Here is an 18,093-nt window from a genome sequence, read left to right on the forward strand (position 1 = left end):
GGCACCGGTCCCTTCTGCCCGACCTTTGCTGGACGACATCCCGGCCCTGGCTGAACGGCAGGAGCGGCACACGGCGGCATGAGCCGCCAAGATACAGCTGACCCGGTCAGCTTCATCCCAAGAAAGGACATACCGATGTCGATCACTGCAGAGCGCAAGGCGCAGCTCATCAAGGAATACGCCACCAAGGAAGGCGACACCGGTTCTCCGGAAGTGCAGGTTGCCGTTCTGACCGAACGGATCACGAACCTGACCGAACACTTCAAGGGGCACGTCAAGGACAACCATTCCCGCCGTGGCCTGCTGAAGCTGGTGGCCCTGCGCCGTACCCTGCTCGACTACCTGAACCGCAAGGACGAAGCGCGCTACAAGGCGCTGATCGCCCGCCTCGGGATCCGTCGCTAAGGACAAGAAGGAAACGCGGTGGGTGGATTTGCCCGCCGCGTTTGCTTATAGGAAGTCTCATGACAGTCATGGGGCAGGATCGCCGGATGCTCTCCCGGCAGTGCCAAGGTGGCACGGGAAGCGTCTTGCCGTCTTGCCCATGACTTGTCCCCGGTAACCGGCCCATCCGGGGCCAGCCGGAAACCGCCCGCATGCCAAGGGGCTGCGGACGCATATGTAAGGACAGTACATGTTCAATATTCATCGTGTTGAAGTCGACTGGGCAGGCCGCCCGCTGGTCCTCGAAACCGGCAAGGTCGCCCGTCAGGCTGACGGCGCCGTGATGGCCACCTATGGCGAGACCAAGGTTCTGGCCACCGTCGTGTCCGCCAAGGAGCCGAAGCCCGGCCAGGACTTCTTCCCGCTCACCGTCAACTACCAGGAAAAGGCCTTCGCGGCCGGCAAGATCCCGGGTGGCTACTTCAAGCGTGAAGGCCGTCCGTCCGAGCACGAGACCCTGACCTCGCGCCTGATTGACCGCCCGATCCGCCCCCTGTTTGCTGACGGCTACAAGAACGACACCCAGGTGATCGTGACCGTCCTGTCGCATGACATGGAAAACGCTCCGGACATCCTCGCCATGGTCGCAGCCTCGGCTGCCCTGACCCTGTCGGGTGTTCCGTTCATGGGCCCGATCGGCGGCGCCCGCGTCGGCTACATCAATGGCGAATACGTGCTGAACCCGGCCGTGGACACCATGGCCGATTCGCTGCTCGACCTCGTTGTCGCCGGTACCAATGACGCCGTTCTGATGGTGGAATCGGAAGCCAAGGAACTGAACGAAGACGTCATGCTCGGCGCCGTGATGTTCGGTCACCGCGGTTTCCAGACCGTGATCGACGCCATCATCAAGCTGGCCGAGACCGCAGCCAAGGAGCCCCGCGCTCTCAACCTGCCGGATCATTCCGGGCTCTATGGCAAGATCAAGGACATCGCTGCCGCCGATCTGACCGCTGCCTACAAGATCACCTCCAAGACCGAGCGCAAGAACGCCGTTGATGCGGCCAAGGCCAAGGTCGTGGAAGCCGTCATCACCAACGGCGGCGACGCAGCTCCGGCTGGCACCGTTGTCGGCGAGCTGTTCAAGAAGCTGGAAGCCGAGATCGTTCGCGGCGCCATCATCGAGACCGGCCACCGCATCGACGGCCGCGACCTGAAGACCGTCCGCCCGATCGTTTCGGAAGTCGGAATTCTGTCCCGTGCACACGGCTCGGCCCTGTTCACCCGTGGTGAAACCCAGGCCATGGTCGTTGCCACCCTCGGCACCGGCGAAGACGAGCAGTTCGTCGACGCGCTGGAAGGCACCTACAAGCAGCACTTCATGCTGCACTACAACTTCCCGCCCTATTCCGTGGGCGAGACGGGCCGCATGGGCTCGCCGGGCCGCCGTGAAATCGGCCATGGCAAGCTCGCTTGGCGCGCGATCCACCCGATGCTGCCGAACCACCACGAGTTCCCCTACACCCTGCGTGTCGTCTCCGAGATCACCGAGTCCAACGGCTCGTCCTCGATGGCAACCGTCTGCGGCACCTCGCTGGCGCTGATGGATGCAGGCGTGCCGCTGAAGGCTCCGGTGGCTGGTATCGCCATGGGTCTCATCAAGGAAGGCGACAAGTTCGCCGTTCTGTCCGACATTCTCGGCGATGAAGACCATCTCGGCGACATGGACTTCAAGGTGGCCGGTACATCCAACGGCGTCACCTCGCTGCAGATGGACATCAAGATCGACGGCATCACCGAAGAGATCATGAAGGTCGCTCTGGATCAGGCCCGCGACGGCCGCATCCACATCCTCGGCGAAATGTCCAACGCGATCACCGAAGCCCGTTCGGAACTCGGCGAACATGCGCCGCGCATCGAAGTGCTGAAGATCCCGGTCGACAAGATTCGTGAAGTGATCGGTTCGGGCGGCAAGGTCATCCGCGAGATCGTGGAAAAGACCGGCGCCAAGATCAACATCGAGGACGATGGCACCGTCAAGGTGGCCTCCTCCGACGGCAAGGCGATCAAGGCTGCGATCAACTGGATCAACTCCATCGCCGCTGAGCCGGAAATCGGCATGATCTACGAAGGCACGGTCGTGAAGTGCGTCGATTTCGGCGCCTTCGTGAACTTCTTCGGTGCCAAGGACGGCCTCGTCCACATCTCCCAGCTCGCCCCGCAGAAGGTCGCCAAGGTCACTGACGTGATCAAGGAAGGCGACAAGGTGTGGGTCAAGCTCATGGGCTTCGACGAGCGCGGCAAGGTCCGCCTGTCCATGAAGGTTGTCGATCAGGCAACCGGCAAGGAAATCGAGAAGGAAAAGGAAGCGGAATAATCCGCTTCCAGATCCTGAAAGACATGGGACCCGGGCCGCAAGCCCGGGTCTTTTCTTTTGCCCAGCGGCGCCAGGCAAGTTTGATCTGCTCTGCCGCTGCGTCCCTTGCGGCCTGCGGCACCCTCGCTTCAGCACTGCGTGTGAAGACAAGGCACCCCGGGCACGAATACACGTGGCCCGGGCACACAGCTTCACCGCCACAAGCCCTTTCGCGCGCCCCTCCCGCCTGATATATCGGGCCGGAAACAAATTCAGGAACACACATGAGCCAGATGCGTCTTGTCGTCGTCGGGGCTGCGGGCCGGATGGGCCAGGCCCTTGTGCGCGCCATCACCGCCATGGAAGGCAGCGTGCTCGCCGCCGCCATCGAACGGGAAGGCTCTCCTGCTCTGGGGAAAGATGCAGGTGAGCTGGCAGGTCTCGGCCCGCTCGGCGTCAAGGTGACGGATGATCCGCTGACCGCTTTTGCTGCCGCCGAAGGCGTGCTGGATTTCACCGCTCCCAAGGCCAGCCTGCATTTTGCCGAACTCGCCGCCCAGGCGCGCATCGTGCATGTGATTGGCACCACGGGCTGGACGGACGAGGACCAGCCGAAGCTGGAAGCCGCCGCCCGCCATGCCCGGCTCGTCAAGTCCGGCAACATGAGCCTTGGCGTCAATCTGCTGGCGGCGCTGGTGAAGAAGGCCGCTGCAGCCCTTGGCCCCGATTACGATCTGGAAATCGTCGAGATGCATCACCGCCACAAGGTGGATGCACCCTCCGGCACGGCGCTGCTGCTGGGCGAGGCTGCGGCCGAAGGGCGCGGCATCGGCCTTGCAGAGCATTCGGTGCGGGTGCGCGACGGGCATACCGGCCCGCGTGAGGCCGGCACCATCGGTTTCGCCACCCTGCGCGGTGGGTCTGTCGTCGGCGACCACACCGTCATCCTCGCCGGTGAGGGTGAGCGGGTCGAACTGACCCACAAGGCGGAAGACCGCCAGATCTTTGCCCGTGGTGCAGTCAGGGCAGCCCTGTGGGCGCGTGACCGCAAGCCGGGTCTTTACTCCATGGCCGACGTGCTCGGCCTCAACGACTGACACAAATTCAGAAATTCAAGGAGATCGGTGCATGGAACGTCTCTTGGTGCTCGTCCGCCACGGCCAGAGCGAATGGAACCTCAAGAACCTCTTCACCGGCTGGAAGGACCCGGACCTGACTGAGCAGGGCATCGGTGAAGCCAAGGCCGCCGGCGGCAAGCTGCGCGACATGAAGCTGAAGTTCGACGTCGCCTTCACCTCGGACCTGACCCGTGCGCAGCACACGCTGAAGCTCATCCTTGCCGAACTCGGCCAGGAGGGCCTGGAGACGATCCGCAATCAGGCCCTGAATGAGCGCGACTACGGCGACATCACCGGCATGAACAAGGATGAAGCCCGCGAGAAGTTCGGTGAAGAGCAGGTGCACATCTGGCGCCGCTCCTTCGACGTGCCCCCTCCGGGCGGCGAAAGCCTGAAGATGACCGCCGAGCGCGTTCTGCCCTATTACCGCGCCGAGATCCTGCCGCGCGTCATGGAAGGCACCCGCGTCATCGTTGCCGCCCACGGCAACTCCCTGCGCGCGCTGATCATGGAACTGGAAAAGCTGACGCCGGAACAGATCCTCAAGCGCGAACTGGGCACCGGCGCACCAGTCGTCTACCGTCTTGATGAAGACGGCCAGGTGGCAAGCGTCGAGGATCTGGCTGACTGAAGCCCCGGTCAGCTGAGTCCAGAGGTATCAAGATCTGGCGTGCACTGATCCCCGGAAAACACAATTTTGCCATCGAGGGCACCCTCAAAAGGGGTGCCCTTTTTCATGGTCTGAAGCGCTCTTTCGCAGATTTCCGCCATTTTCCGGCCGTGCTGGCTTTGAGCCGGATCACTACATCTTGTGGGTATCCGACGCCATTTCACATAGGGATTGATAAAAATCGAATCTCCGCTATGTTGACTCCTGTTCAGGGTTCTCTGGCGGAAACGCCGATGAGCTAAGACGGGAACAGGGTGAAACCGGCGGAAATCCGGCAATTCCCAGGCTGCCCCCGCAACTGTGAACGGAGAGCGTTCGTCCTATTCTGCCACTTGGCCGCAAGGCCTGGGAAGGCGGGGCGGCGTGATGACCCGTGAGCCAGGAGACCTGCCTTGAACGTAACGTCCACCGGCGGGGTGCCGGAGGGGTGTGGTCAGTTCATGTCCGGTTATGCCGGGCTGTCCGCTCCCTCTGGCCAGCGCCATCTGCTTCGGCAGCAGTGCTTCGGGGTGCAGGCATGATGAAGAGAGCCGTTTACGAGTTTCCGCCCGGGTAGTTGCCCGCGGCCTGTTTCCACCGTTCCGCCGGACACTATCTGGTTGGGGCGCGTAAATTTGTCCTTGAGTTTTCATCTGATACCGGCTGCGCAGACGCGTGGCCGAACCCTTTGTTACGTCCGTCATACGAGGAACGACCGATGACCGTCACCGTCTACAGCAAGCCCGCCTGCGTCCAGTGCAATGCCACCACTCGCGCCCTTGAGCGCAAGGGCATTGACTACACGCTGGTCGATATCTCCGAAGATACGGCGGCCTATGACTATGTGACCGGTCTTGGCTACCGCCAGGTGCCGGTGGTTGTTGCCGGCGAAAACCACTGGGCCGGTTTCCGCCCGGACCTGATCGGCGGCCTCGCCTGAAACACTGAAGGGCGCATGCACCATGGCCAGGCTCGTCTATTTTTCCAGCACTTCGGAAAATACCCGGCGCTTCGTTGAGAAGCTGGGTATGGACGCCATCCGCCTGCCCGTGGACGCCAGTGCGCCCGTGCCCCTCGTAAGCGAGCCCTTCGTGCTGGTGACACCGACCTATGGCGGCGGCACCCCGAAGGGCGCGGTGCCCAAGCCCGTGATCCGCTTTCTCAACGAGGAGCAGAACCGCACTCTCCTACGCGGCGTCATTGCTGCGGGAAACACCAATTTTGGCGAAGGCTATGCCATCGCCGGCAACATCATTTCCGCCAAGTGCAACGTGCCGTTCCTCTACAGGTTCGAGCTTCTGGGCACGGCGGAAGATGTCGGGAACGTCACCCTCGGACTGGAACGGTTTTGGACATGCTAGACACGGATTCCCCGCAGGACGCGGGCGCAAAGACCCACTCCGCAGCCGTTGCCCCGGCTTCCGGCGGCAGCAATGCCCGTCAGTCCACGGCGCTGGACTATCACGCGCTGAACGCGATGCTGAACCTCTATGATGATGAGGGAAAGATCCAGTTCGAGAAGGACCGCGAGGCCGCTCGCCAGTATTTCCTCTCGCACGTGAACCAGAACACGGTCTTCTTCCATAATCTGAAGGAGAAGCTCGATTATCTGGTCACCGAGGGCTACTACGAGCCCGAGGTTCTGGAACAGTATTCCTTCGAATTCGTGCGCGACCTGTTCGACGCTGCCTATGCGAAGAAGTTCCGCTTCCCGACCTTCCTCGGCGCCTTCAAGTATTACACGTCCTATACGCTGAAGACGTTTGACGGAAAGCGCTATCTGGAGCGCTACGAAGACCGCGTCTGCATGGTGGCGCTGGCGCTGGCACGCGGCGACGAAGCCCTTGCCATGGCGATGATGGAAGAGATCATCACCGGCCGCTTCCAGCCGGCAACGCCGACCTTCCTCAACGCGGGCAAGAAGAGCCGCGGCGAGCTGGTGTCCTGCTTCCTGCTGCGCATCGAAGACAACATGGAGTCCATCGGCCGGTCGATCAATTCGGCGCTGCAGCTGTCCAAGCGCGGCGGCGGCGTAGCCCTGTGCCTGACGAACCTGCGCGAATCGGGTGCGCCCATCAAGCACATCGAGAACCAGTCTTCCGGCGTCATCCCGGTGATGAAGCTGCTGGAAGACAGCTTCTCCTATGCCAACCAGCTGGGTGCCCGTCAGGGCGCGGGAGCGGTGTATCTCAACGCCCACCACCCGGACATCATGCGCTTCCTCGACACCAAGCGCGAGAACGCGGATGAGAAGATCCGCATCAAGACCCTGTCGCTGGGTGTCGTCGTGCCGGACATCACCTTTGAACTCGCCCGCAACAACGAGGACATGTACCTGTTCTCGCCCTATGACGTGGAGCGGGTCTACGGAGTGCCCTTCTCCGAGATTTCGGTCACGGAAAAGTACCGCGAGATGGTCGAGGACGCGCGCATCCGCAAGTCCAAGATCAAGGCCCGCGAGTTCTTCCAGATCATTGCCGAGATCCAGTTCGAGAGCGGCTATCCTTACCTCATGTTCGAGGACACGGTGAACCGCGCCAACCCGATTGCCGGCCGCATTTCCATGAGCAACCTGTGCTCGGAAATCCTGCAGGTGAGCGAGGCCAGCCTCTATGAGGAGGACCTGTCTTACTCGCACCTCGGCAAGGACATTTCCTGCAATCTCGGCTCGCTGAACATCGCCAAAACGATGGATTCGGATGATTTCGGCCGCACGGTCGAAACCTCCATCCGCGCCCTGACGGCGGTTGCCGAAATGAGCAACATCACCTCCGTGCCCTCCATCGCCCGCGGCAATGCGGAGAGCCATGCCATCGGCCTTGGTCAGATGAACCTGCACGGCTATCTCGCCCGCGAGCGCATTTTCTACGGCTCGGAAGAAGGCATCGACTTCACCAACATCTACTTCTACGCCGTAACCTATCACGCCATCCGTGCGTCGAACCGTCTGGCTGTCGAAAAGGGCCGCAGCTTCAAGGGCTTCGAGAAGTCCAAGTATGCTTCCGGCGAATATTTCGACAAGTACACAGATCAGGTCTGGGCGCCGAAGACGGAGCGGGTGGCACAGCTTTTCGCCGACGCCGGGATCCATATCCCGACGCAGGACGACTGGCGCACCCTCAAGGCCGAGGTGATGGCAGGCGGGCTCTATAACCAGAACCTGCAGGCCGTGCCGCCCACCGGCTCGATCTCCTACATCAACCACTCGACCTCCTCGATCCACCCGATCGTGTCGAAGATCGAGATCCGCAAGGAAGGCAAGATCGGCCGCGTCTATTATCCGGCGCCCTACATGTCGAACGAGAACCTCGACTACTATCAGGATGCCTACGAGATCGGGCCGGAGAAGATCATCGACACCTATGCCGCAGCCACGCAGCACGTGGATCAGGGCCTGTCGCTGACGCTTTTCTTCCGCGACACGGCCACGACCCGCGACATCAACCGGGCGCAGATCTACGCCTGGAAGAAGGGCATCAAGACCATCTATTACATCCGCCTGCGCCAGATGGCTCTGGACGGCACGCAGGTTCAGGGCTGCGTGTCCTGCACCCTGTAAGCTGTCTTGTCCGTGGAGAAAGCATCATGAACATGCACATCAAGCCCGCCTCCCGCGTGCGCGCCATCAACTGGAACCGCATGGAGGACGACAAGGATCTGGAAGTCTGGAACCGCCTGACCGGCAATTTCTGGCTGCCCGAGAAAGTTCCGCTGTCCAACGACATCCAGTCCTGGGCGACCCTCCGCCCGGAAGAGCAGCGCCTGACCATCCGCGTCTTCACCGGCCTCACCCTGCTGGACACCATCCAGAACGGCGTTGGCGCGGTGACGCTGATGGAAGACGCCGTGACGCAGCATGAGGAGGCGGTTCTGTCGAACATCTCCTTCATGGAAGCGGTGCATGCGCGCTCCTATTCCTCCATCTTCTCCACGCTCTGCCTGACGCCGGACGTGGACGAGGCCTACCGCTGGTCGGAGGAGAACGAGTTCCTGCAGCGCAAGTCCGCGCTGATCATGGAACAGTACGCGAGCGGCGATCCGCTGAAGAAGAAGGTAGCCTCGGTTTTCCTCGAGAGCTTCCTGTTTTACTCCGGGTTCTATCTGCCGATATACTGGTCGAGCCGCGCCAGGCTGACGAACACGGCGGACCTTATCCGCCTGATCATCCGCGACGAGGCGGTGCATGGCTATTATGTCGGTTACAAATTCCAGCGTGCGCTGGAGCGGGAGCCGGAAGCCCGCCGTCAGGAGATCAAGGATTTCGCCTTTGATCTGCTGCTGGAGCTTTACGACAACGAGACCCGCTACACCGAAGACCTTTACGACGGTGCGGGCCTGACCGAAGACGTGAAGAAGTTCCTGCATTACAACGCCAACAAGGCGCTGATGAACCTCGGCTACGAAGCCCTGTTCCCGGCGGAAGCCTGCAAGGTGAACCCGGCAATTCTCTCGGCCCTTTCGCCGAATGCCGACGAGAACCACGACTTCTTCTCCGGCTCCGGCTCGTCCTATGTCATCGGCAAGGCCGTGGCCACCGAAGACGAAGACTGGGATTTCTGAGACCCGGCCAGAGCCAGCCAGATTTCAGGGCCTTACGCTTGCGCGTGAGGCCCTGTTCTTTTTTCAAGCTGACGCTTGCGGCGTCACAAGCCCTCCCGGCCCCTGAAGCGGCGCTGATAGGCCGGATCATAAAGCGCGCTTTCGCGGAATTCCTTCGCGCCAAGCCCGCGGCCGACGAAAATCAGCGCCGTACGCTCGATCGGGTTTTCCGCCACCTTGGCACAGATATCCGCCAGCGTGCCGGAGACGATCCGTTCATCCGGCCAGGACGCCTTGACGACAATGGCAACCGGGCAATCCGCTCCGTAAAGAGGGGTCAGCTCCGCCACCACCTTGTCGAGCGCATGGATGGCGAGGTGGATCGCCAGCGTCGCGCCGGTGGCGCCGAACCGGTCGAGCGTTTCCCCCTCCGGCATGGGCGAGGCCCGGCCAGACACACGGGTGAGGACAAGGCTCTGGGCCTCCGCCGGGATCGTCAGCTCGCGCCCGAGGGCCGAGGCAGCCGCCGCAAAGGCAGGCACGCCCGGCGTCATGGTGTAGCCGATGCCCAGCCGGTCCAGCCGCCGGATCTGCTCGGCCACCGCGCTCCAGACCGAGAGGTCGCCGGAGTGCAGGCGGGCCACATCCTGCCCGTTTTGAGAAGCACGCAGGAACTCGGCCTCGATCTCGTCCAGCGACAGCGGCGCCGTGTCGATGATCCGCGCACCTTTCGGGCAGAAAGACAGAAGCTCTTCCGAGACGAGAGACCCGGCATAAAGGCAGACCGGGCAGCTTTCGATCAGGCTGCGCCCCCGGACGGTGATCAGATCAGCCGCGCCCGGGCCTGCGCCGATAAAATGGACCTTCATCATTCTTCCTCTTTGCTTGGGCTTTCATCCACCGGGGGCTTCGCCCAGCTCCATTGGGTAACGGGCATGGCCGGCCGCCAGCCGTGCATCGAGCCGATGGGTGAGGCGCGGGCGATTTCAATGCGCGTCAGCGAGCCGCCGTTGCGGGCATGCAGGGCAAGAAGCACGGCTTCCATCTCTGTCGTCACCGCATTGGCCACAAGCCGGCCGCCGGGCTTCAGCCGTTCGATGACCGCATCCATGACACCGGGGTTCGTGCCGCCACCGCCAACGAACACGGCATCGGGTGCAGGCAGATCCGCGAGCGCTGCTGGCGCTTCACCCTCAATGACCTGCAGGCCGGGCGCGCCGAAGCTTGCGGCATTGCGGCGGATGCGGGAGGCGCGTTCGCCCTCGCTTTCGATGGCAATGGCCCTGAGCGAAGCATCCGCTAGCATCCATTCGATGCTGACCGAACCGGAACCTCCGCCAACATCCCACAGCAGTTCCCCGCGCCGGGGGGCAAGGGCGGAGAGGGTCAGCGCCCTGACCTCACGCTTGGTGATCTGGCCATCATGCTCGAACAGGCTGTCATCCAAACCCGGCGCATAGGGCAGCACCCGCGCACCAGAACCTGCCAGCACCTCGATGGCGCAGACATTCAGCGCATGGAAATCCTGAGGAGCAAACGTCTCTGCCCTCTGGCAGCTGATGCGCTCCCTGTCCCCGCCGAGCGCCTCCAGCACATGAACCTGCGAGGCGCCGAAGCCATCCCCGCTCAGAAGACCTGCGATGGCGGCAGGTCCGTGCTCATCCGAAGTCAGCGCAATTATGCGGGCACCGGGGTGGAGATGCGGACGGATCAGCTCCACCGGGCGGCCATGCACGGACACACAGACCGTCTCCGCCAGAGCCCAGCCAAGGCGTGACGCGGCCAGGCTGAAGGAAGACGGGTGCGGAATGACCCGCATCTCTCTGGCCGGTATCCGCCGCGCCAATGTCGCCCCTGCGCCATAAAGAAACGGGTCCCCGGAAGCCAGAACAACAACCGCCCGCCCGCGTTCGGCAGCAACCGCTTCCACCGAGCGCTCGAACGGACTGAGCCAGGGCCGGGCCTCGCCCGTGATCGCAGCCCCGGCCAGATCGAGATGCCGGACACCGCCAAAGACCACCTCCGCCGCTGCGAGCGCTGCCTTGGCAGCCTCGCCAATGCCCGCTAAACCATCCTCACCGATGCCGATGATGGTCAGCCAGGGATGCCGGGGAGACGGCGGGAGATCACGCTTGGACAAAAGTCATATCCTCATTCTGGCAGGCACGGCGGAGGCGCGGGCACTGGCGGAACAGCTTGTCCTGCGCACTGACCTGTCGGTTACACTGTCGCTTGCAGGCCGCACGCAGCATCCGGCAGCCCTGCCCGGCCACATCCGCTCCGGCGGCTTCGGTGGCGCCGATGGGCTTGCGGACTATCTGAGACGGCAAAACATCCGCCTTCTGATCGACGCTACCCATCCCTTTGCAGCGCGCATCTCGCACAACGCTGCTGAGGCGGCGGCGCGCCTTGGCCTGCCGCTCCTGAAAGTCGAACGCCCGCCCTGGGTGCCGCAGGAGGGTGACAGATGGACCAGCGTCCAGACGGTGCCGGAGGCCGTTGCGGCGCTGGGAGCGGACCAGCGGCGTGTGTTTCTGGCAACCGGCCGGCAGGAAGCTGCGGCGGTCAACAGCGCGCCCCAGCATGTCTATCTGGTGCGCAGCGTCGATCCGGTCGATCCGCCGCTCACCGTTCCCCATGCCACCTGCATTCTGGGCCGCGGGCCCTTTGGCCTCGACGAGGAACTGGAACTGCTGCGGCAGCACCGGATTGACGTCATCATCTGCAAGAACAGCGGCGGAAAGGCCACCTTTGCCAAGCTGCAGGCAGCGCGCCAGCTGGGGCTTGAGGTCATCATGGTCGAGCGCAGCAGCACGGCAGCGGCCCTCACCGCAGGCACTGCCGGGGAAGCCTTGCGCCTGATTGATCACCTGCTGCCTCCGCCAGAAAAGCGCGGCGTATAGACGAGATCCGGGCGGCCCTCGCGTGGCACGCGCCGTGTCTCTTCCGAGCCGATGATGACGCAGGTGGCCATATCCGCCATGCTTGCTTTGGCCTCAGAAAGCGGCGCCACCACGATCCGTTCATCCGGACGCCCCGCAGCGCGGCCGAAGATAACCAGCGTCTGAGGCGGGAGCACGCCGCGCAACAGCTCGAAAGCCCGGTCCAGCTGCCAGGGCCGCGCCTTGCTGACCGGATTGTAGAAGGCCATGACAAACCCGGCCTCAGCGGCAAGACGCAGCCGCTTTTCAATCAGCGGCCAAGGCTTCAGATTGTCGGAAAGGGAGATGGCGCAGAAGTCATGGCCGAGCGGCGCGCCAATCCGGGCTGCAACGGCCAGCATGGCGGTGATGCCCGGAACAATGACGAGATCGACCTGCTTCCAGCCGTCCGGCCCATGCTCGATGGCCTCGCACACGGCAGCCGCCATGGCAAAGACGCCCGGGTCCCCGCCGGAGACCATGCAGACCCGCTCGCCCCTGGCAGCTCTCTCCAGCGCATCGCGGGCACGGGCCAGCTCTTCCCGGTTGTCCGAGGCGATCCGCATCTGGTCCGGGCGCAGGGTGAGCCGCTCCAGATAGGGCAGATAGCCGAGGAAAGCCGTTGAATCATCAACGGCAGCCTGAGCTTCCGGCGTCATCTGGTCCGGATTTCCCGGCCCGGTGCCAATCACATAGAGACGGCCGGTCACGGCTGTCCGCTCCAGCCCGGCACCAGCACCAGCGAGAAGTAGGGCGCCGCGTCATCCGGCTTGGCAGAAAGGCGCATCACCTTTTCTGCTGCCATGGTGCCGCGCTCCACATAGATGGCGTCATCAAGGCGTCCGCAAGCCGCCAGCGCCCGCCGGACTTTCGGCAGGTTCCGGCCGATCTTCATGATCACCGCCGCTTCCGTATCGGCGAGCCGGCGCTGCAACTCCGCTTCTGCCATGGTGCCCGGAAGCACGGACAGCACATCATCGCCCTGCGCAATGGGAACGCCGGTGCGCGACCAGCAGCCGGACATCGCCGTGATGCCGGGAATGACCTCTACGTCAAACCTGTCCGCCAGCCGCACATGCATGTGCATGTAGGAGCCGTAGAACATCGGATCGCCCTCGGACAGAACCGCGACCGTCCGCCCTGCACTGAGATGGGCGGCGATGGCCTCTGCCGATTCCTCGTAGAAGGCTTCAAGGCAGGAGGTATAGGCCTCCTCGTGCTTGTCGATTTCCGTAGTGACCGGATAGTAAAGCGGCAGCTCCTCCACGCCCGGCCGGATCATGCTGTCCGCGATGCGGCGGCCATTGCCGGTGCGCCCGGCCTTGGCGAACCAGGCGATCACATCCGCCTCACCCAATATACGTACGGCCTTGACGGTCATCAGTTCCGGGTCACCGGGGCCGGTGCCGACGCCATAAAGCCTGCCGGTCAAGGTATTCTGGGCTGTCACAGTCCGGGCCTCGCAAGAGCATTGATGGCAGCTGCGGTCATCGCGCTGCCGCCAAGACGGCCACGGACAATTGCAAAAGGTACGCCATAGGAATTGTCAGCCAGCGCATCCTTGGATTCGGCAGCACCGACGAATCCGACCGGCATGCCAAGGATCGCGGCCGGCTTCGGCGCGCCGTCGCGCAGCAGCTCAAGAAGAAAGAAAAGGGCAGTGGGCGCATTGCCTATGGCCACAACAGAGCCAGCCATCCGGTCCAGCCAGAGCCGGATCGCCGCTGCCGAACGGGTGTTGCCGATTTCAGCTGCAATCTCAGGCGTGCGCGGATCGCGCAAGGTGCAGATCACCTCGTTACTGGCCGGCAGACGGGCCGCCGTGACACCGCGTGCCACCATTTCCGCATCACAGAACACTGGCGCTCCAGCCAGCAGCGCTTCGCGTGCCGCAGACACGAAATCCGGTGAGAAATGAAACTCCCGGCCCGCTTCCACCAGACCGCAAGCGTGGATCATGCGCACGGCAACATCCGCCTCAGCTTCGGAGAACCGCGACAGGTCCGCTTCTGCCCGGATGATCGAGAAGGACTTCTCGTAAATCGCCGTTCCGTCCTTGATGTAGTCGTAGTGCATCATGTCCTTTCCTTCAGGGCGCCATGCCGAAGATGGCAGCCCCGCTCAGGCTGAGGGCCTGCGCTGCGGTTTGCCCTGCCTGCCGGTGCTGCGCAATGCCTTGCTGCAAGGCCGGAAGCAGAGCCCGGAATTCCTCCAGAGATATATTGAGATCCGCAGCATCTCCCGCCCGCCCGGCCAGTACAATCCGCAGACCTGCGTCTGTACCTGTAACCGTGAGCGGAGCAGGGGACGGGTGCGCGCATCCTTTGGTGCAGCCGGAGAGATGCACCGTGCATGAGCCATCCAGCAAATCCGGCGCCTGTGAGGCCAGTAGTCCGGCAAGTTCCTGCGTGTCGAGACGTCCTGCCGCGCAAAAGCCTGTTCCCGGGCAGGCCGAGACCGAATTCATCGGATCGTCAGGGCGGGTGATGAACCCTTGCTCTGCAGCAAGCCTTGCTGCGGCCGGGATGGCGCCATCCGGGAGCCCCAGCACCAGAAGCGCATGGTCCGGAGCCAGCCGGACTTGCGTTGCGCCGAGGCCGGAAAGGCCAGCCATCAGGCTCTCCAGCTCACCGGCATGCATGCGGCCAAACGCCAGCCGGAGCCCGAGCACGGCAGAGCTGCCATTGCGGATCACGCCTGCGGGATTGACTGGGCCAGCCGTCAGCTCCGCCGGAAAACACGCTTCGTCCAACGCTGGCACAAGCGCTGCAATGTCACGCCCGCGGCTGGCGCTGCCTTGCGCGTGGAGCAGCTCAAGCAGGGCGATGACATGGCTGACGGCTTGCGCTTCATCCACCAGCGCAACCGGCCTTGCCGTCCGCGCATCACCGGCAAGAGCAATGCGCCAGAGCACCTGGCCCCCATGCCGGACGGCATCAAGGCGCAGGTCGGAAATGGCATCTGACAGATTGAACAGGCCGCCGCCATTGACGGTGATGGCCAGCTTCGGCGCAAGCGCGAGTGCGGGTGTATGCTGGCGGATCGCATCGCGGATCTGGTCCGCGAGCCCCGATGCATCGGCAACTTCGGCGCAATCCAGCCCAGCCAGCGGCGGCGTTTCCACCGCCGTACCGGAGCGGATTTCGATGCCGGCCCGAGACAACTCCGCCGAAAGCTGCTGCGCGGCATCCTGATGCGCGAGCCCCCTGATCTGAAGATTGCCGCGTGCGGTGACATCCAGCAAGCCATTGCCGAATGTCCTGGCCAGATCCGCAAGGGTGCCCCACTGCCCGGGCGTCAGACCGGCAGCGGCAGGACGGAGCCGGACGAGCAGACCGTCCCCGGTCGGCATGGGATTCACAAGCGAAGGGCAGGCCCCGCGCCTGACGGGAAATCGGGGTGCAGCTCCAGAGGCGCTGCAGGAGGTTTCCGGCTGGGTCACGGCTGGGCCTCCCCGTCTTCCGGACCTGCCTTGCGGCGGATCAGGTAGGTATCCATGATCCAGCCATGTTCAGCCCGCGCCGCAGCCCGGACCCTTGAAATGTCTGGCGCAATGTCGCCCAGCCGCCCTGACAGCACGGTCTCCATGCTGGTGCCCAGATAGGCCCCCCAGAAGATTTCCGCATCCGGGTCTGCCACGGTCTCATAGGCCTGAATACCGTCGAGCATAATGGCAGCGTCGTTCACGCCTTGCGGCCACCCTTCAGCCAGCCTCCGGCCGGTCGTGATCTGCACAGGCTCGCCGATCCGGTTCAGGGGAATGCGATGCCTTGCGCAGAGCACCTGCAGGCTGCTGATGCCGGGAATGACGTCATACTCAAAGGCCACATGGCCGCGGGCACGCACATGCTCGATGATCCGGATGGTGCTGTCATAAAGCATGGGGTCACCCCACACGAGCAGCCCGGCGGTTTCATCCGCCCCGGTTTCTTCGCTCAGCAGCCGCTCGTAGATCGCGGCAATCGCCTCGTGCCAGTCCTTGACGGCACCCGCATAGGCTCCGTCCTGCCGCCTTGCGGGAATGTCGAAATGGATCAGGCGCGGTTGCTTTCCCTTGATGAAACGGGCGCAGATTTCCTCACGAAGCCCGGCCAGAAAGGTCTTCTCTTCGCCTTTCACGGGGATGAAAAACACGTCACAGGTGTTGAGGGCGTTCACCGCCTCAATAGTCAGGTGCTCGGGATTGCCAGCGCCAATCCCGATGACACGAATGCGTCTTGCCATCATTCCCCCGTGCGCCCAGCGCTCCCGGTCCGCGTCCCTATATGGGTCCCGCGGGAAGTTCCAAGGGGTACATGGCTCTGCCTGCACCCTGAGCCGCGACATTAGCCTGCCACAGTCCCGAAGGCCAGCCGCAAGGCCTGCGGCAGTTTCCTCCTTTTGGCCAACAGGCTTGCCGGAAGACAAAAACCCCGGCCGCAGTCTCCTGCAGCCGGGGCGCCGGGCATGGCTTCAAGCCGGCAGATCAGGCATCTGCCTTGATCATGTCGGCGGCCTTTTCGGCAATCATGATGACAGGCGCATTGGTGTTGCCGGTCGTCACATCGGGCATGATCGAGGCATCGGCGATGCGAAGGCCGTCAATCCCGCGCACGCGCAGCTGCGCATCCACGACCGACAGCTCATCCTCACCCATCTTGCAGGTGCCGCACTGGTGGTGATAGGTCACCAGCGCCGAGCGGGCATAGTCTGCCAGCGCCTCATCCGACTGGGCATCAGGCCCCGGATAGATTTCCCGCTTCACCCAGGCCTTCATCGACGGCTGTTCCGCCACCTCGCGCAGCAGGCGGATGCAATGGACGAGGGCGTCCACATCTTCCTTCGCGGAGAGAAGGTTCGGGTCCAGCAGCAATTCCGCATCCGGATCGGCCGAGGACAGCCGCAGTGTGCCGCGCGAAACCGGCCGCACGCCGCCAGCGTTGAAGGTGAAGGCATTGCTGACCGAGGCATCCTGCCCTTCCACATAGGTGGGCACGTGGAAGCCGAGCGGCTGCAGGTCCGGCTCCGGCAGATCCGGCTTCGTCTTGGCGAAGAGCTGCACATGCAGCACGGTCAGCCCCGGGTCCTGCGGCGGCGGGACGGGCTGGGAAGCTTCCCAGATGACCGGCAGCAGAGTGTGGTCATGCAGGTTTTCGCCAACACCCGGCAGGTCCAGCTTCACCTCGATGCCCATCTCTTCCAGATGCGCTTTCGGGCCAACACCGGAGAGCATGAGCATGCGCGGGCTTTCTATGGCACCGCCCGTCAACACTACTTCCTTTGCCGCCTTGACCGTATGGGTCTTGCTGTCCTGCATGTAGGTGACGCCGGTAGCGCGGCCGTTCTCGATCTCCACCTTCAGCACGCGGGCATTGGTGATGAGCGTCAGGTTCGGCCGCTCCAGCGCCGGGCGCAGGAAGGCAACCGCTGTGGACTGGCGCTTGCCGTCCTTGATGTTGAGGTGGCAGTAGCCTGCCCCCATCTGGCTTTCGCCGTTGCAATCCGGATTGTCCGCGTGCCCGGCCTCGATGGCCGCATCGCGCATGGCCTTGCAGACCGGGTGCGGGGTGATCTTCGACTGCACATGCAGCGGCCCGCCCTTGGCGTGATAGGCCGAGGCCTCGCCATCGTAATCCTCGGACTTGAGGAAATAGGGCAGCACGTCCTTCCACGCCCAGCCCTCGTTGCCGAAGGAGGCCCAGCGGTCATAATCGGTGGGCGCGCCGCGCACATAAATCATGCCGTTGAGCGAGGACGATCCGCCCAGCGTCTTGCCGCGCGGCCAGTCGATCCGCCGTCCGTTCGCATGTTTCTGCGGAACCGTGCGGTAGGCCCAATCATATTCCGAACGCCACAGCTCGATCAGCCGGACAGGGGTGGAGATGGCTTCGCTGTTGTCGGGGCCTCCCGCCTCGATCAGCAGAACCTTTGCCCCCGTTTCGCTGAGCCTTGCGGCCAGCACGCAGCCTGCGCTGCCCGCCCCGCAGATGATATAGTCAAAGCTGCCGTCCAGGGCTTCGGCGGTATTGATGGATGCGCCCGGCAGACCGTTGGCCAGCACCAGCACCCCGCTGGCGACCGCAACCTTGCCGATGAAGCTGCGGCGGGTCAGCCCGTTTCCTGTTTCAGTGCTCATGGTTTCTCCTC

The 18,093-nt window shown here is 63.4% G+C and carries 17 protein-coding genes and 1 riboswitch; of the genes, 9 read left to right on the top strand and 8 right to left on the bottom strand.

All coding sequences use genetic code 11. The features are described 5' to 3' along the window. Positions 1–78: 78 nt before the first annotated feature. The 8 genes from rpsO to nrdF all read left to right on the top strand — a co-directional run bounded on the left by rpsO (position 79) and on the right by nrdF (position 9,067). Positions 79–405 (top strand): 30S ribosomal protein S15, encoded by a 327-nt coding sequence (rpsO, locus tag V6L75_RS06090; protein ID WP_334250629.1) that lies wholly within the window; start codon positions 79–81, stop codon positions 403–405. 229 nt (positions 406–634) lie between these two features. Next, the gene (pnp, locus tag V6L75_RS06095) at positions 635–2,761 is read left to right on the top strand and encodes a polyribonucleotide nucleotidyltransferase (RefSeq protein ID WP_334250630.1); all 2,127 of its coding nucleotides are present in this window, start codon (positions 635–637) and stop codon (positions 2,759–2,761) included. A gap of 263 nt (positions 2,762–3,024) precedes the next feature. After that, entirely contained in the window at positions 3,025–3,837 is an 813-nt protein-coding gene (gene dapB / locus V6L75_RS06100) for a 4-hydroxy-tetrahydrodipicolinate reductase (protein WP_334250631.1), read from the top strand. 31 nt (positions 3,838–3,868) lie between these two features. Beyond that, a complete protein-coding gene (locus tag V6L75_RS06105) occupies positions 3,869–4,489 on the top strand; it encodes a 2,3-bisphosphoglycerate-dependent phosphoglycerate mutase (RefSeq protein ID WP_334250632.1) in 621 nt (206 codons plus the stop codon). A 233-nt stretch (positions 4,490–4,722) separates the two neighbouring features. Next, positions 4,723–4,937: riboswitch (cobalamin riboswitch) on the top strand. A gap of 288 nt (positions 4,938–5,225) precedes the next feature. Further along, the gene (gene nrdH / locus V6L75_RS06110; RefSeq protein WP_334250633.1) at positions 5,226–5,447 is read left to right on the top strand and encodes a glutaredoxin-like protein NrdH; all 222 of its coding nucleotides are present in this window, start codon (positions 5,226–5,228) and stop codon (positions 5,445–5,447) included. A 22-nt stretch (positions 5,448–5,469) separates the two neighbouring features. Continuing rightward, positions 5,470–5,868 carry a class Ib ribonucleoside-diphosphate reductase assembly flavoprotein NrdI gene (nrdI, locus tag V6L75_RS06115; RefSeq protein WP_334250634.1) on the top strand — a complete coding sequence of 133 codons (399 nt, stop codon included), beginning with the start codon at positions 5,470–5,472 and terminating at the stop codon, positions 5,866–5,868. Continuing rightward, on the top strand, positions 5,862–8,066 hold the full coding sequence (gene nrdE, locus V6L75_RS06120; protein ID WP_334250635.1) for a class 1b ribonucleoside-diphosphate reductase subunit alpha: 2,205 nt from the start codon (positions 5,862–5,864) through the stop codon (positions 8,064–8,066). The genes nrdI and nrdE overlap by 7 nt, the downstream gene beginning before the upstream one ends. A gap of 26 nt (positions 8,067–8,092) precedes the next feature. After that, positions 8,093–9,067, top strand: a complete 975-nt coding sequence (gene nrdF, locus V6L75_RS06125) for a class 1b ribonucleoside-diphosphate reductase subunit beta (RefSeq protein ID WP_334250636.1) — start codon at positions 8,093–8,095, stop codon at positions 9,065–9,067. An 83-nt stretch (positions 9,068–9,150) separates the two neighbouring features. Here nrdF and cobM read toward each other — a convergent pair whose 3' ends face one another. Beyond that, a complete protein-coding gene (gene cobM / locus V6L75_RS06130) occupies positions 9,151–9,915 on the bottom strand; it encodes a precorrin-4 C(11)-methyltransferase (RefSeq protein ID WP_334250913.1) in 765 nt (254 codons plus the stop codon). Then, positions 9,915–11,186, bottom strand: coding sequence for a precorrin-6y C5,15-methyltransferase (decarboxylating) subunit CbiE (cbiE, locus tag V6L75_RS06135; RefSeq protein ID WP_334250637.1), 1,272 nt, complete (start codon positions 11,184–11,186; stop codon positions 9,915–9,917). The genes cobM and cbiE overlap by 1 nt, the downstream gene beginning before the upstream one ends. On the opposite strand from cbiE, the gene V6L75_RS06140 reads away from it, so the two are divergent. After that, complete coding sequence (locus V6L75_RS06140) at positions 11,179–11,949, top strand: cobalt-precorrin-6A reductase (protein ID WP_334250638.1); 771 nt, start codon at positions 11,179–11,181, stop codon at positions 11,947–11,949. The two genes, cbiE and V6L75_RS06140, sit on opposite strands and share 8 nt — an antisense overlap. On the opposite strand, the gene V6L75_RS06145 is transcribed toward V6L75_RS06140, so the two are convergent. The 6 genes from V6L75_RS06145 to V6L75_RS06170 form a co-directional block, all read right to left on the bottom strand. Continuing rightward, positions 11,913–12,677 carry a precorrin-3B C(17)-methyltransferase gene (locus V6L75_RS06145; protein ID WP_334250639.1) on the bottom strand — a complete coding sequence of 255 codons (765 nt, stop codon included), beginning with the start codon at positions 12,675–12,677 and terminating at the stop codon, positions 11,913–11,915. The genes V6L75_RS06140 and V6L75_RS06145 overlap by 37 nt on opposite strands. Beyond that, positions 12,674–13,417, bottom strand: coding sequence for a precorrin-2 C(20)-methyltransferase (locus V6L75_RS06150; RefSeq protein WP_334250640.1), 744 nt, complete (start codon positions 13,415–13,417; stop codon positions 12,674–12,676). Before V6L75_RS06150 ends, V6L75_RS06145 begins: the two co-directional genes overlap by 4 nt. Continuing rightward, positions 13,414–14,046 (bottom strand): precorrin-8X methylmutase, encoded by a 633-nt coding sequence (locus tag V6L75_RS06155; RefSeq protein WP_334250641.1) that lies wholly within the window; start codon positions 14,044–14,046, stop codon positions 13,414–13,416. Before V6L75_RS06155 ends, V6L75_RS06150 begins: the two co-directional genes overlap by 4 nt. Before the next feature lie 10 nt (positions 14,047–14,056). After that, complete coding sequence (gene cobG, locus V6L75_RS06160) at positions 14,057–15,409, bottom strand: precorrin-3B synthase (protein ID WP_334250642.1); 1,353 nt, start codon at positions 15,407–15,409, stop codon at positions 14,057–14,059. Further along, a complete protein-coding gene (cobF, locus tag V6L75_RS06165; protein ID WP_334250643.1) occupies positions 15,406–16,191 on the bottom strand; it encodes a precorrin-6A synthase (deacetylating) in 786 nt (261 codons plus the stop codon). Before cobF ends, cobG begins: the two co-directional genes overlap by 4 nt. A 241-nt stretch (positions 16,192–16,432) precedes the next feature. Beyond that, complete coding sequence (locus V6L75_RS06170; RefSeq protein WP_334250644.1) at positions 16,433–18,082, bottom strand: GMC family oxidoreductase; 1,650 nt, start codon at positions 18,080–18,082, stop codon at positions 16,433–16,435. Positions 18,083–18,093: the final 11 nt, after the last annotated feature.

Source organism: Pannonibacter anstelovis (genome assembly GCF_036881715.1).
GTDB lineage: Bacteria > Pseudomonadota > Alphaproteobacteria > Rhizobiales > Stappiaceae > Pannonibacter > Pannonibacter anstelovis.

Bases quoted from the DNA above. Each gene is read 5' to 3' on its own strand.
- V6L75_RS06105 (WP_334250632.1), top strand. From the start codon at position 3,869: ATGGAACGTCTCTTGGTGCTCGTCCGCCACGGCCAGAGCGAATGGAAC.
- cobF (WP_334250643.1), bottom strand. From the start codon at position 16,191: ATGGCAAGACGCATTCGTGTCATCGGGATTGGCGCTGGCAATCCCGAG.
- nrdF (WP_334250636.1), top strand. From the start codon at position 8,093: ATGAACATGCACATCAAGCCCGCCTCCCGCGTGCGCGCCATCAACTGG.
- dapB (WP_334250631.1), top strand. From the start codon at position 3,025: ATGAGCCAGATGCGTCTTGTCGTCGTCGGGGCTGCGGGCCGGATGGGC.
- pnp (WP_334250630.1), top strand. From the start codon at position 635: ATGTTCAATATTCATCGTGTTGAAGTCGACTGGGCAGGCCGCCCGCTG.
- nrdE (WP_334250635.1), top strand. From the start codon at position 5,862: ATGCTAGACACGGATTCCCCGCAGGACGCGGGCGCAAAGACCCACTCC.
- V6L75_RS06170 (WP_334250644.1), bottom strand. From the start codon at position 18,082: ATGAGCACTGAAACAGGAAACGGGCTGACCCGCCGCAGCTTCATCGGC.
- nrdH (WP_334250633.1), top strand. From the start codon at position 5,226: ATGACCGTCACCGTCTACAGCAAGCCCGCCTGCGTCCAGTGCAATGCC.
- nrdI (WP_334250634.1), top strand. From the start codon at position 5,470: ATGGCCAGGCTCGTCTATTTTTCCAGCACTTCGGAAAATACCCGGCGC.
- cobM (WP_334250913.1), bottom strand. From the start codon at position 9,915: ATGAAGGTCCATTTTATCGGCGCAGGCCCGGGCGCGGCTGATCTGATC.
- rpsO (WP_334250629.1), top strand. From the start codon at position 79: ATGAGCCGCCAAGATACAGCTGACCCGGTCAGCTTCATCCCAAGAAAG.
- V6L75_RS06155 (WP_334250641.1), bottom strand. From the start codon at position 14,046: ATGATGCACTACGACTACATCAAGGACGGAACGGCGATTTACGAGAAG.